The sequence below is a fragment of the Rhizobium sp. No.120 genome (assembly GCF_054558365.1).
In genome coordinates this window covers 235,414-249,046 of record NZ_BAAJNQ010000005.1, presented here as the reverse complement: position 1 = coordinate 249,046, position 13,633 = coordinate 235,414, and the positions used below count along the sequence as shown (strand labels likewise).

The 13,633-nt window shown below is 59.4% G+C and carries 12 protein-coding genes; 7 read left to right on the top strand and 5 right to left on the bottom strand.

Annotated features, from left to right (window positions below; translation table 11 throughout):
- Window positions 1-4: 4 nt before the first annotated feature.
- Window positions 5-916: an acetamidase/formamidase family protein gene (locus ACYJRZ_RS17745; protein WP_459461057.1), complete on the bottom strand. Its 912-nt coding sequence runs from the start codon at window positions 914-916 to the stop codon at window positions 5-7.
- Between the two features lie 140 nt (window positions 917-1,056).
- Window positions 1,057-2,007 (bottom strand): GlxA family transcriptional regulator, encoded by a 951-nt coding sequence (locus ACYJRZ_RS17740; RefSeq protein ID WP_459461055.1) that lies wholly within the window; start codon window positions 2,005-2,007, stop codon window positions 1,057-1,059.
- 85 nt (window positions 2,008-2,092) lie between these two features.
- On the opposite strand from ACYJRZ_RS17740, the gene ACYJRZ_RS17735 reads away from it, so the two are divergent.
- The 3 genes from ACYJRZ_RS17735 (at window position 2,093) to ACYJRZ_RS17725 (ending at window position 5,226) form a co-directional block, all read left to right on the top strand.
- Entirely contained in the window at window positions 2,093-2,782 is a 690-nt protein-coding gene (locus ACYJRZ_RS17735) for a DJ-1/PfpI family protein (protein WP_459461053.1), read from the top strand.
- Window positions 2,783-3,039: 257 nt separating this feature from the next.
- The gene (locus tag ACYJRZ_RS17730) at window positions 3,040-4,038 is read left to right on the top strand and encodes an alpha/beta hydrolase (protein WP_459461269.1); all 999 of its coding nucleotides are present in this window, start codon (window positions 3,040-3,042) and stop codon (window positions 4,036-4,038) included.
- A 354-nt stretch (window positions 4,039-4,392) separates the two neighbouring features.
- Window positions 4,393-5,226, top strand: a complete 834-nt coding sequence (locus ACYJRZ_RS17725; protein WP_459461051.1) for an alpha/beta fold hydrolase — start codon at window positions 4,393-4,395, stop codon at window positions 5,224-5,226.
- 77 nt (window positions 5,227-5,303) lie between these two features.
- On the opposite strand, the gene ACYJRZ_RS17720 is transcribed toward ACYJRZ_RS17725, so the two are convergent.
- The 3 genes from ACYJRZ_RS17720 to ACYJRZ_RS17710 form a co-directional block, all read right to left on the bottom strand.
- Window positions 5,304-5,477, bottom strand: a complete 174-nt coding sequence (locus tag ACYJRZ_RS17720; RefSeq protein ID WP_015342656.1) for a hypothetical protein — start codon at window positions 5,475-5,477, stop codon at window positions 5,304-5,306.
- Window positions 5,478-5,627: 150 nt separating this feature from the next.
- Window positions 5,628-6,134: a hypothetical protein gene (locus tag ACYJRZ_RS17715; RefSeq protein ID WP_459461049.1), complete on the bottom strand. Its 507-nt coding sequence runs from the start codon at window positions 6,132-6,134 to the stop codon at window positions 5,628-5,630.
- 211 nt (window positions 6,135-6,345) lie between these two features.
- Window positions 6,346-6,984, bottom strand: coding sequence for a hypothetical protein (locus ACYJRZ_RS17710; protein ID WP_459461047.1), 639 nt, complete (start codon window positions 6,982-6,984; stop codon window positions 6,346-6,348).
- Window positions 6,985-7,308: 324 nt separating this feature from the next.
- Here ACYJRZ_RS17710 and htpG point away from each other — a divergent pair, with 324 nt between their 5' ends.
- The 4 genes from htpG (at window position 7,309) to ACYJRZ_RS17690 (ending at window position 13,625) form a co-directional block, all read left to right on the top strand.
- A complete protein-coding gene (gene htpG / locus ACYJRZ_RS17705) occupies window positions 7,309-9,198 on the top strand; it encodes a molecular chaperone HtpG (protein ID WP_459461045.1) in 1,890 nt (629 codons plus the stop codon).
- A gap of 273 nt (window positions 9,199-9,471) precedes the next feature.
- A complete protein-coding gene (locus ACYJRZ_RS17700; protein WP_459461043.1) occupies window positions 9,472-10,245 on the top strand; it encodes a siderophore-interacting protein in 774 nt (257 codons plus the stop codon).
- Between the two features lie 333 nt (window positions 10,246-10,578).
- Complete coding sequence (locus tag ACYJRZ_RS17695) at window positions 10,579-12,318, top strand: type I secretion system permease/ATPase (RefSeq protein WP_459461268.1); 1,740 nt, start codon at window positions 10,579-10,581, stop codon at window positions 12,316-12,318.
- Window positions 12,315-13,625 (top strand): HlyD family type I secretion periplasmic adaptor subunit, encoded by a 1,311-nt coding sequence (locus ACYJRZ_RS17690; RefSeq protein WP_459461041.1) that lies wholly within the window; start codon window positions 12,315-12,317, stop codon window positions 13,623-13,625. Before ACYJRZ_RS17695 ends, ACYJRZ_RS17690 begins: the two co-directional genes overlap by 4 nt.
- Window positions 13,626-13,633: the final 8 nt, after the last annotated feature.

Sequence of the window (13,633 nt, the reverse complement as noted above, 5' to 3'; positions counted from 1 at the left end):
TATTCTACCGGCGTTGCAGCCATGATTTAGAGACGCGGCAGGCCATGGTGTAGGCAGGGTCGAAGACGTTGCCGACATCATAGCGCACGACCTGACCGAGCAGGTGGCTGGCTGCGGTCTTGTCCAGGCCGTAATCAGAACCGAGCCAGCGCAGCATCTCGCTGGTGGCATGCTGGAGGGCTTGATCGAGTGGCCGGGCATTGCCGATGGTGAAAATATCGTTCGCCGTCTCGCCGCGTGGCCAGATGATCGTCTTTTTCTTTTCGACGCTGAGGCGCACCGTCACCTCGAAAGTGGTCTCGATGCCGGTGCCGACAATCTCGCCGTCTCCTTGCACTGCATGGCAATCGCCGAGGAAGAAAAGCGCGCCAAGCGTCGAAACCGGAAACCAGATGGTCGTGCCAGGCCCCAGCAGCCGATAATCCATGTTGCCGCCGAATTCGCCGCTGGTGGCGGTCGATATGGCTTGACCGAGAGACGGCGCAACCCCGAAGCAGCCGATCATCGGAGCAAGCGGCAGAGTAAGGGTTTCGAGACCCGCCACCGGTTCGGCCAATCGCGCCGTGAGATTCTGACGGTCGATCTGCCAGATCACCTTCTCGCGTGCCGGTAGCGCGTGGACATCCTGCGGGTCGACGACGTTAGCGGCGACCACGCTGCCGGTGAAACCCGTATCGCGCGTAGGTACCATTGCGAGGATCTCGACCTTGAGAGAATCTCCCGGCTCAGCACCCTCGACGAAGATCGGGCCGTTCATCGGATTTGGGCCGGATATCTGGCGGACATCATGCTTGTCGTAACCGGCGGCATCGAGCGTTTCGGTAATAACCGTATCGCCATCGGCAACATGCAAGGCCGGTGGCAGCGAGCCGATGACATTGTGATAGGTGTTAGGAACAAAACGATGGGTTGCCATCCTGCTTAAGCCTTGTGTGGATTCCGATCGCTGCAGCCTATGCCGACTCTGAATGTCGGGGAAAGAGCGCAGTGACCACATTTATGAAGAAAGCCACTTCGCTTGAGGTGCGGGCAAATGTTGCCCGTCGCAGCTAGCCCTCAAGCGAAATGATCGCGAAATGCCTGCGGTGTCGTCCCGAATTTCCGCATGAAGTTGCGGCGCATGGTTTCTTCCGATGTGAAGCCGCAACGCAGGCGTGCCTGATGCACGCTCAGGCCTTCCTCCATGAGGCGGCGTGCCGCTTCAACGCGGATTTCCTCCACGGCGCGGGCAGGTGTTCGTCCAGTCGCTTTCAGATAGTGACGGGAAAAGCTGCGTGCGCTCATGTTAGCCTGCTCGGCAAGCGTCGGCAGGGAAAGATCGGCGCGCAGATTGTCCATGATCCAGCTGTGCAGACGATCGAAGCGTTCGCCGCCTTCCTGAAGTCTCAGCGCCGCGCTGAACTGCGCCTGACCACCCGGGCGCTTGAGGAAGACGACGAGTTCGCGAGCCACGGAAAGGGCCAGCGGGCGGCCGAGATCGGCTTCAACCAAAGCAAGCGAGAGATCGATGCCGGCAGTCACGCCGGCGGAACTCCAGATCTGCCCGTCCTGAACGAAGATCGGATCGGGCTCAAGCTTCACTCGCGGGAAGCGCTTGGCGAATTCTTCGCAACGATTCCAATGGGTTGCTGCCCTTCGCCCATCCAGAAGATCGGCTTCCGCAAGCAGAAAGGCGCCGCTGCAGACCGAGGCTATCCGTCGGGCATTCGCGGCACGCCGGCGTACCCATTCGATCAGGCCGAGGTTCTCGCAGGCTTTATTGACGCCCCAGCCGCCGGCGATGATGAGGGTGTCGAGCGGTGTATCGGTATTGCCGAGTGGGGCGGTCATAAGGGCGAGACCCGAGCTCGTTTGCGTCTGCGGGTTTTCCGCGACCACGATGGCCTCGTATGGTTTCGGCCGATCGCGCTCATGCGCCGCCTCGTTGGCGCTGGTGAAAACCTGCAGCGGACCGGTAATGTCAAGCAGTTGGGCATTGTCGAAGGCAAGAATTTCGATACGGCGCATGATTGGCAAGAAATGACGGTGGTTTGGCAAACGTGCCAGATCGTTGTCGCATAGGCTTGGAAAAGTCAATCATCGGAGACATGTCATGACCATTCGCTTCGGCCTGCTTGCCTTTCCGGGCGTCCAGCAACTCGATCTGACCGCACCTTATGAAGTATTCGCCTCGATGGATGATGCGGAGGTGCATCTCGTGTGGAAGGACACGTCGCCCATCGCGTCGGCAACGAAGCTCGCGTTGCAGCCGACAACGACGTTTGCCGAATGCCCGCCGCTCGATGTGATCTGCGTGCCCGGCGGCGTCGGCGTGAATGCATTGCTCGAGGATGCGGACGTCCTGAGCTTCGTACGGAAACAAGCGGCCCGAGCCCGCTTCGTGACATCGGTGTGCACCGGTTCTCTCGTGCTTGGAGCGGCCGGCCTGCTCAAGGGCAAGAAGGCCACAACGCATTGGAATGCGCTTGATTTCCTCGAGAGTTTCGGAGCCGTTGCCACGCCGGGGCGTGTCGTGCGGGATGGCAATCTCTTCACCGCGGGCGGCGTGACAGCCGGCATCGATTTCGGACTGACGATCGTTGCCGCCTTGCGCGGTCGCGAGGAAGCCGAAGCTATCCAACTGTCTCTGGAATACGCGCCAGAGCCGCCATTTCATTCCGGATTGCCCGAGAAGGCCAGCGCTGAAGTGTTGGCTAGAACCAGGCAACGCCTTGCCGGCTCGAGAATGACGCGGCAGGCGATCATCGCTCGCCTTACGGCGGCCAGACATGAGCCTGAATGAACATCGACTTATCCACCGGTACCGTCACCTCAATGAAACGGAGCATCGATAGGGAAGCGATCATCGGTTGATCGTATCGAGACAATGATGGGCAGCGGATGAATGGAAATTCCAGTCTCACGTCGGCCATCATACTTGACACAAATAGCTTTTCTGCGACCGTGGCATCACAATAGCGTCCACGGCCTTACGGGGAAAAGGCTTATTTGATGAACGAGTTCCGATCATTGCGCTGCATATTCCGTTTCGTCATGGCAATGACCGTTCTGACAAGTGCAGTCTTGGGATCGATATCGCAAGCTGCAGCCGCCGAGACATCCGAGATCGCCCCGCAGACAAAGGCTTCGAGCGAGCAGATCGAGAAATTGATCGGCACTCTGCGTGACAGCGGCGCGGTGTCCGGAGCCGACCTGTTGCAACGCCGCTCCGGTTTCGAAAAGCTCATGACATCGACGCCAGGCCCGGCGCGCGTCCAGATACGGCGTGTCGACGCCAACGGTGTGGATGGCGATCTGATCTGGCCGGCACGGTTGCATCATCCGATCGGGCGGCGTGCCATCCTTTATCTGCATGGCGGCGGCTTTTATAGCGGCTCCCTTCGCACGCACGCCAACATAGCGGGTTCGCTCGCCAAGGCCGCCTCGGCCGATGTGCTGTTGATCGACTATCGCCTTGCGCCCGAAAATCGCTTCCCCGCCCAAAGAGACGATGCCATTGCCGCCTATCGCTGGCTTCTGACATCAGGATATAAGGCCGGCAACATCGTTATTGCCGGCGAGTCCGTCGGCGCAACTCTGGCCATCGAAGTCGTTTTGAACCAGCTCAGGCTGAGTGGTCCGCTTCCCGCTGCCGTGGTCGCGATGAGCCCGATCACCGACTTCGCCGCAACGGGGGCGTCACTGGCCGCCAACGCCGCCAGTGACCCTTTCATGAGCAAGGCCGAGCTGACCCTCATCCATGATGCATTCGCGCGTGATCGTCCTCTTAATGATCCCGATATATCGCCGCTTTATGGCAATGTCTCCGGGTTTCCGCCGCTGTTGATCCAGGTCGGCGCGCGCGAGGCACTGCTCGATGACACCTCGCGGTTTGCGGACAAGGTACGTCAGGCGGGCGGCAATGTGAACTTGGAAGTCTGGCCGGGGATGATCCACCAATGGCAGATTTTCCCGTTCTGGCTCGATGATGCGAGAAAGTCGAACGAACGTGTCGCGCAATTCGCGATCTCGCATTTTGTCGACAAGCCCATGCAGTAATTGTTGCGCAGTTAGGCAGCGCCTGATTGCGAGCTCCTGTTCGAAAGACCGATGTGGCTTCGCTAGTCTACGAAAACAAATCGCCGTCTTCCAATTAGTTATCGCAATAAATAATCGCTAGATAATTTTTTATGTGGACACAGAAGTCGAAACGCGTTAGGCGTATGAGTGTCGCGATAATAAATCGCACGGTAAATTTAAGTGGAGATTGAAATGAGCCAGTCGATCCCTCAAGCTACTCGTCGGGGCGTTATGACAGCCGGGCTTGGCCTTGCCGCCGCTGCAGCTGTCAGTCCCTTCGCTCAACCTGCACAAGCCTCTACAAAGCAATCAACTTCGAAAGGTAAGGACACAATGAGCAGCAGCACGATCACTACCAAGGACGGAACGCAGATCTTCTACAAGGACTGGGGAACGGGTCAGCCGATCGTCTTCCATCACGGATGGCCTTTGAGCTCCGATGATTGGGACGCCCAGATGCTCTTCTTCCTCAATCAGGGATACCGTGTCATCGCTCATGACCGTCGCGGCCATGGCCGCTCCAGCCAGACGGCGACCGGAAATGAAATGGATACCTACGCCGCCGATGTTGCGGCTCTTGCAGAGCATCTCGATCTCAAGGGCGCCATCCATGTCGGCCATTCGACAGGCGGCGGCGAAGTTGCGCGTTATGTCGCTCAGTATGGCGGCCATGGCCGCGTCTCGAAGGCCGTGCTGATCGGCGCCGTACCGCCGATCATGGTCAAGTCCGACAAGAATCCCGGCGGTCTGCCGCTGGAAGTCTTCGACGGCTTCCGCGCTGCGCTTGCAGCCAACCGGGCTCAATTTTTCCGCGATATCCCGGCGGGACCGTTCTACGGCTTCAATCGCCCCGGTGCTGCCGTTTCTCAAGGTGTCATCGACAATTGGTGGCGTCAGGGCATGATGGGTGGAACAAAGGCCCATTATGATTGCATCAAGGCCTTTTCTGAAACGGACTTCACCGAGGACTTGAAGAAGATTGAAGTACCGACGCTGGTCATGCATGGTGACGATGACCAGATCGTGCCGATCGCAGATTCCGCCGAGCTTTCCATCAAGCTCCTGAAGAAGGGTACGCTGAAGGTCTATAAAGGCTTCCCGCACGGCATGGCCACCACACATGCGGACGTGATCAACGCCGACCTGCTCGCTTTCTTCAAGGCCTAAGCAATCGAAGGTCATGCGCCCGCCGTAAGGCGGGCGCTCTCACAGCCTACCGGGTGCTGGTGACCACCGTCACCATTTCAGCTGTCGAGCTTCAACGAGAGCTGAACGGCGCGCGGCAAGGGCGGTAGCGGCCGGCTGATTTCGACACGGCGCGTCCATGTGGCGCGCCGTTCCTGTTCGCGCTCCCGAAGGGCCTTCGAGACAGCGACAAAGGTCATTGCACGTTCGATGACTTGCTCGGCTTTGGTCATGGATATCTCCATATGTTCACTTTATGTTCTCATATTGATCTCACAAAGTCAAGCATTCGGGCTTTGTATCGCTAAGTCGATATACCGCTTGTCCATTTCATGATGGCCGAAAAGCTGGAGGGCACCATCTTTCGGAGCTGAAGGCAAACCTTATTGGCGGCGCAGGTTGATCTCGCTCGTGACGACCGACTTGCCGGAGTTCGGATCTCTGTCCGTCGTCTGGATCGTCAGTTGATCGCTGCGTTGCGCTCGGATGCTCATATTGGCGCTCCGATCGCCATTGACGAGGCGCGCCCAGCGTACTGCGAGATTGATGACGCTCCCTTGCCTGCTGCCAGACAGCTGGGACGCTGCGCCGGAGGGACCGACATAGGTGCCGGAATAGCGGCTTCCGCGTGCCGTGAGCTGCGCCGACACCGGCCGGTTGACGACAAGAAGACCGCGGCAATTGCCCTGCATGGCGATCGAAGAGCCCGGCGCTTGGATATTGAACTTGCAGGATACGTTGATGGGCGAGCCGCCAATTTTTCGCAGAACCCTACCCGAGCCGCTCCAATCGCCGCTCAAGGGTTTCAGGAAGTTACTTTCGTCAGCGGCAGCCGGGGCAGCGACACATAGCATGGTTAGAAGGGCCAAGAGGTGTGCTTGACGGCGCATGACATCAGTCTCCTGCATCGGAGGTGAGGGGACAACGCCAAACGTCACCCATGGTTCCGCCGTTTTCCGGCGCGCTTCAGGATGGAGATGCTGCCGTCGCGACAACCAAAGCAATCGCACAGCGGGCGATAGCGAGAGTGCAATACATACGGGATACTCTTTTCGAGCATCCCGTTTTCAAGGTTGCTGGCGTCGATCTCAGAATTTTATCTTAAAACGCCTTGGCCATTCCCACCGTCTTCGGGTTTGGCTGATACGAAGCTTCGATCATCCCGGACGGCAGATGCTTTGGGGTTGGTTGCGGCGAGACGGCACGTGCGGGCTTGGCCGTCGAGCCCTGAAGCGCGCCGCAGTTTCCGGAACTGGTTGTCTTGACCTGAGGCTTGCCGCGGCCGGAGCTGAAATACTCCATGGTTTGCGTGCAGGTGCCTTTGCCTGAGGTCGTCGAGATCATCGTATATCCCTTGGCGCCCATCGGCAGTCCGGACAGATCGACCTTCATGAGATTGTCGCTGACATCGGGCGATCGCGCAGAAAGCCTGATATTGTCGAGCATGGCGGCTGTCTCGCGATCCATGGCAGCCGATATGCGCTCCATTTCGGCGAAAGACGAGGCATCGCCGAAGGGATCGAAGGCTGTGATGAACGCAGCATCCGGGTCTCCCGGGAATGTAACTACCGGCGGCCGATTGCCGCTATAGCGGATCATCTCCAGTGAACCGTCCGGCAAGCGAACCGTCATTTGATGCATCTGGATGGATTGCTTCTGCTGGGCGAATGCTTGGCCTGCCAATCCTGAGGCCGCTATAAGACCAGCGCCGATGAGAAGGGTATTACGGAGGGTTTGCACAATGGTCTCCTTTGCTTGAAGAACATCTCCGACAGGTCTTCAAGCGGATGGCTTCGAAGCCCGTCGATGCGACGGTTTCGATTTTGGCTCGGCCTTCGCCAATTTTATGGCAACCCCTGCGTCACCGCGCCACAGCTGCACCGTACTGATGTCAATCCTGCGTGATAAGCTCGGATGATGAGGCGACGGGCACATGATTTTGCCCGCTGACGAATGCCTATGCGCCTGTTTTGAGCTCGGCAAGGCAACGTAAGCTTGAAATTTCCCTCGTCTTCCGCCACCTGTTCGGCGCGACTTTCAACATTCCCAGGAGACTAGACGCATATGACAACCACCACCGCAGAAATGACCGCCGAGAGCCACGTCTTCGAGGCCGACGTTGCCCGCCTTCTGCATATGATGGTTCACTCGGTTTATTCGGACAAGGATGTCTTCCTGCGCGAGCTAATCTCGAATGCAGCCGATGCCTGCGAGAAGCTGCGCTATGAGGCGATTGCGCAGCCCGGCGTGCTTGCCAATGATCCCGACAGCCGCATCTTGCTGACGCTCGACGCCGATGGCAGCAAGCTCATCGTGGAAGACAATGGCATCGGCATGAGCCGCGACGAGATGATCGAGGCGCTCGGCACGATCGCCCGCTCCGGCACGCGCGCCTTTATGGAGCGCATCGAGGCCAATAAGCAGGGCGAGGGCGCGCAGCTTATCGGCCAGTTCGGCGTCGGCTTCTATTCCTGCTTCATGGTGGCCGACCGCGTCGATGTCGTCTCGCGCCGCGCCGGTGCAAAAGATGCCTGGTTGTGGTCTTCCGACGGCAAGGGCGGCTACAGCGTTGCGCCCGTCGACGTCAGCGAAGCGCCGGCGCGCGGTACGCGCATCACGCTGCATCTGATGGAAGATGCCAAGAGCTATGCCTCGCGCTGGAGCGTCGAGCGCATCGTCAAGGAACAGTCCGGCCATGTGCCGGTGCCGATCAAGATCGCCGAAAAGCCCGGCGAGGAAGCGACGCAGCTCACCGATGGCACCGCGCTCTGGACCAAGTCGAAAAACGACATCACTGCCGAGGAATATACTGATTTCTATCGCGGCGTTTCCGGCCAGTATGACGAGCCGGCGCTGACGGTGCATTTCCGCGCCGAAGGGCGCCATGAATATTCGGCGCTCGCCTTCGTGCCCGGTACGCAGCCCTTCGACCTCTTCGATCCCGATCGCAAGGGCCGCATGAAGCTCTATGTGAAGCGCGTCTTCATCACCGACGAGGCGGAATTGCTGCCGCGCTATCTCCGCTTCGTGCGCGGTCTCGTCGACACGTCAGACCTGCCGCTCAACGTTTCGCGCGAGATGATCCAGGAAAGCCCGATCCTGACGGCGATCCGCAAGGGTGTCACCAACCGCATCATCACGGCGATCGAGAAACAGGCGGAGAGCGACCATGATGCCTTCCTGAAGATTTGGGAGAATTTCGGCAGCCTCATCAAGGAAGGCATCTACGAGGACTTCGAACGTCGTTCTCAGCTGCTGGCGCTTTCGCGCTTCCGCACCACGACTTCGGGCGACGGCTATCGCTCGCTTGCCGACTACATCAAGGATGCCAAGGAAGGCCAGCAGTCGATCTACTATCTCGTCGGCGGCAGCCTGGAGCAACTGAAGGCTTCGCCGCAGCTTGAAGGTTTCCGTGCCCGCGGCATCGAAGTTCTATTGCTGACCGATTCCGTCGACAGTTTCTGGGTGACCAATGCCCCGGAATTTGAAGGCAAGAGCTTCAAGTCAATCACGCAAGGGTCCGCTGATCTCGCCCAGTTCAAGAAGCAGGATGAGGACAAGCCGGAAAGCGAGAGCGCGCCCGTCGAAGTCCAGGCATTCCTCGACTATGCCAAGCAGAAGTTGGCCGATGAGGTCTCCGATGTGCGCGCATCCGATCGTCTAATCGAAAGCGCAGTTTGCCTCGTTGCCTCCGAGCAGGGCTATGACCGCCAGTTGGAGAAGATCCTGCAGGGTGCCGGCCGCCTGCAGTCCGGCGCCAAGCCGATCCTGGAAATCAATATGGATCATCCGGTCGTCAAGGCGATCGCCGCCAAGGCGGATGCGCCGTCCCTGCGCGACGATGCGGCCTTTCTGCTGCTTGACCAGGCCCGTGTCCTCGATGGCGACAAGCCGGCCGATCCGCGCGCCTTTGCCGAGCGTCTCGCGCGATTGATGGAGAAGGCGCTGCAGTAATCAATCGGGTCGGCACGGCTTTGAAAGGCCGTGCCGACCTGCTCGGCAGAGCTTGCGTCCGCGTGGGCGTTCGATGAAAAACTTGTCTAAAATTATCATCTTTACGTTGCGCGAGGAAACGCCCTCTTTTATACAAGACGTGCACACTGGCCGGACCGCTCGGCCACGTAAGCGTTAACGTCACTCAACGCGTATGATCGAACGGCTCTGCGGCTTCGGTCTGCGCGACCATGTCCTGCGGATCGAGATCGAAGTGCCTCGAAAGGACATGAAATGGACAATCCCCAAGCCTCCAACCCGATCGTTTCCCCTCCCAAGATCGAGCGCGTGCGCCATGAACTGAAGCGTCGCTCCCTGACGGTGACGGCAATCGAGAGGATCACGCCCGGCATGCTGCGCATTCGGCTGGCCGGCGATGACCTCGCCGATTTCGTCAGCCTGGCGCCTGACGACCACATCAAGGTGATGGTGCCGGGTACCGGCGAGGAGATGGAGCGGCGTGACTATACGCCTCGCCATTACGATGCCGAAGCACGAACGCTCGTCCTCGATTTTGCCGTCCACGACGCTGGTCCCGCCACCCAATGGGCGCTCGACGCTCGCGTCGGCGACAGGCTGGAGATCGGCGGCCCCCGCGGCTCGGCCGTTGTGTCCGCAGATATCGAGAACTGGCTGCTGATCGGCGACGAGACGGCACTGCCGGCCATCGGCCGCCGGATTGAGGAGGCACGTGCGAGGGCGCATATAACGGCGATCGCCGCGGTTGCCGATGCTCATGAACATCAGTCATTTCAAACCGATGCGCAGCTGGATATGCGCTGGGCATATCGGCCTCTTTCGGAAGCGGCGGATCCGTCCTCGCTTCTGAAGATATTGCAGTCGATCGATGTGCTGCCCGGCACGTTCGTCTGGATCGCCGCCGAAGCCTCCGTCACGCGCGCCTTGCGCTCCTACCTCGTCGAAGAACGCGGCTATCCGCTGAGCTGGATCAAGGCGTCCGGCTATTGGGTCAAGGGCAAGGCCGATACGACAGAGAAATTCGACTGAATGCGGAAGCGGGTGACGGGATGTCGCCCGCTTCGGCCATGTGAGCTCAAAGCATCTTGCCAGAACCGGCAGCTGCCCCATTTCATGGCACAATTGTCCCGCAAATGGACAGGGTGTCCTATGATAAGATTGGGTTCACCGAAACTGCATTTCGCGCAGATTTCGACTTCCTAAATTATATGGGATCACCGAAGGTTAGATGCGAAGCGGCGATGGCGGCTGATGCCGTTGACGATCGCTTCGCAGGGTCATGGTGCCGAACGGGAGGCGGCGTCATGAACTTGATTGGAAGCCCTGCCGTACGCGACGGCCAATGTTGAGGATCGACGCAAGGTGCTTGCCGTCCCGAAAGACCCGCCGCTGACATTCGCCGCATTGATGGTGTCGGCGCTTCGCAAGGCCTTCCTCGGCATCGCCCTGGCGAGTGCTGCCATCAATGTGCTGGTGCTGACCGGCTCCTTTTTCATGCTGCAGGTCTATGATCGGGTCATTCCGAGCCATAGCTTACCGACATTGTCCGGTCTCGTCATCATCGTCGTGACCTTCTACCTGTTTCAGGGCGTAATCGAATTCCTGCGTTCCGTGCTGCTTGTGCGCATCGGCATGTCGCTCGACGAGCGTTTAAACAAGAAGGTCTTCGGCGCGCTTCTGTTCCTGCCAACCAAAAAACAGACCTCGGACGATGGGCTGCAATCGGTGCGTGATCTCGAGCAGATCCGATCCTTTCTCTCCGGAAGCGGTTCGACGGCGCTGTTCGATCTGCCTTGGGTGCCGTTCTATCTGCTCCTTTGTTTTCTATTCCACTTCTGGATCGGCTTCACCGCCCTTTGCGGTGCCATGTTGCTCATCGGCATTACCGGGGCTGCCGAAGCTCTATCGCGCAAACCGGCCCTGGAGGCGGCCAAGTCTTCCGCCGTGCGTCTAGGCTTCGCCCAGGCCGCGCGGCGGAACTGGGAGACTGCTATTGCCATGGGGTTTTCCGGCCGCCTTACCGATAAATGGGCTGTCATGAACGAGGATTACCTCGGGCACCAGGCGATAGCGAGCACCCGCGTCGGCGCACTCACCATCGCCGCGAAGGTTGCGCGCATGATGCTGCAATCCGGTGTCCTTGCTATCGGTGCGATCCTCGTCATTCGCCAGGAAGCGACGGGAGGCATCATCATTGCGAGTTCAATCCTGGTGACGCGGGCGCTGGCGCCTGTCGAGCTTGCGATCGGCCAATGGAAGGGCTTTGTGGCTGCTCGCCAGGGATGGAAGCGGCTTGCCCCGCTCCTCGATGCAGCGCCGCCCGAGAAGCAGGCCTTCGCCTTGCCTGCGCCGTCAAGGGAAGTCAGCGTCGAGAATATTACGGTGACGCCGCCCGGCAGCCGCGATATTATCCTGCGCAATATCTCATTCAAGATATCGGCCGGCACGGTGCTTGGTGTCATCGGCCCGAGCGCATCGGGCAAGTCGTCGCTGGCCCGCGCGATTTGCGGCCTTTGGCCGGTCGCAATCGGTGCGGTGAGGCTCGACCGCGCTGCGCTGTCGCAATGGGATAGCGACGAGCTTGGGCGGCATATCGGCTATCTGCCGCAGGATGTGGACCTCTTCGACGGCTCGATCGCCGAGAATATTTCGCGTTTTGCCGAGGACATGCGAACGGAGCCGATCATCGCGGCGGCGAAGGCGGCCGGTGTTTACGACATGATCGTCAAGCTCCCGGACGGGTTCGATACGAAGATCGGCGAAGGCGGATCGCGCCTTTCGGCCGGGCAGAGGCAGCGCATAGCCTTGGCGAGAGCGCTTTACGGCGATCCCTTTCTAGTGGTTCTCGACGAGCCGAATTCCAATCTGGATGCGGAAGGCGAGGCGGCACTGACAACGGCGCTTACAGGCGTGAAGGATAGAGGTGGCATCGCAATCGTCATTGCCCACCGGCCAAGCGCTCTTGCGGCTGCCGATACGGTCATGATCATTGCCGGCGGCCAGGTTCAGGCATTCGGGCCAAAGAAGGACATCCTTGGCCCGTCGTCCAAGCAGCTCGGAACAACGCATCTGGCGATCGCCGCTGGGGAGACGCACGGATGATCGGCAAGGCCTCGTCATCGAACGAACGAATGATCCGCCGCCTGTCACTGTTGGTGGTAGCGGTCATCCTTCTATTGTTCGGCGTCGTGGGCGGCCTTGCCGCCGCGACCAAGATTGCCGGCGCGGTGATCGCGTCCGGCACACTCGTCGTCGACAGCTATGTAAAGCCGATAAAGCACCTGAAGGGCGGCATTGTCCGCGCAATCCTCGTGAAGAACGGCGATCATGTCGCTGCGGGTCAGGTGCTCGTCCGACTCGACGATACTCAAACGCGAGCCAATCTCTCCATCATCCGCAAACGGCTCAACGAGCTTTCCGCCCGCACGGCGCGTCTTGTCGCCGAGCGCGATGGCAGGCAGGAGATCGTCTTTCCGGCAGATCTTCTCTCGTCTGCCGGAAATCCCGATGTCACCGCCATTCTGGCCGGCGAGCGGCGGCTCTTTTTCGATCGACAGGCATCTCGCGAAGGGCAGAAATCACAGCTGCATGAGCGCATTCAACAGCTCAACCGGGAGATCGAGGGGCTTGTTGCGCAGGAAGAGGGCAAACGGCGGGAAATCGCACTCATTGCGAAGGAGCTCGGAAGCCTCGAAGGTCTGCTCAATCAGGGCATCATTTCGGCAACGAAGGTCTACTCGTTGCAGCGGGAAAGCGCTTCGCTGAATGGCGATCTTGGCAATCTCGTCTCGTCTATAGCCCAGACCCGAGGAAAGATCGCAGAAACAGAGCTGCAGATCCTGCAGATCGATGCCGATCACAGCTCGGAAGTGTCCGATCAGCTGCGCCAGGCGGAGAGCGACAGTGGCCAGTTTTCCGAGCGTCTAATTGCAGCCGAGGACGATCTTAAACGGATCGACATCAAGGCACCGCAGGCTGGCGTCGTCGACCAGCTAAGCATCCATGCCGCAGGAGCGGTTGTCTCGCCGGCAGAAGCGATCCTGCAGGTGGTGCCGGATAAGGACGCGCTGGTGGCGGAGCTTAAACTTGCGCCACAGGATATCGATCAGATTACCGTGGGACAGGCGGTGTCCCTGCGTTTTCCTGCCTTCAACCAACGAATCACACCAGAATTGAACGGGCATGTCGATACGATCTCGGCGGATCTGACGACGGATCAACGTTCGGGACAAAGTTACTATGTCGTGCGGGTCAGGGTGGCAAAGCAGGAATGGGATCGGCTGGGGCAGCTTACGCCGTTGCCCGGCATGCCTGTGGAGGCCTTCCTGCAGACCGGCGAGAGAAGTGTTCTTGCCTATCTGACCAAGCCGATGACCGATCAGATCAGCCGGGCATTCAGAGAGGATTAGGGCTGAGG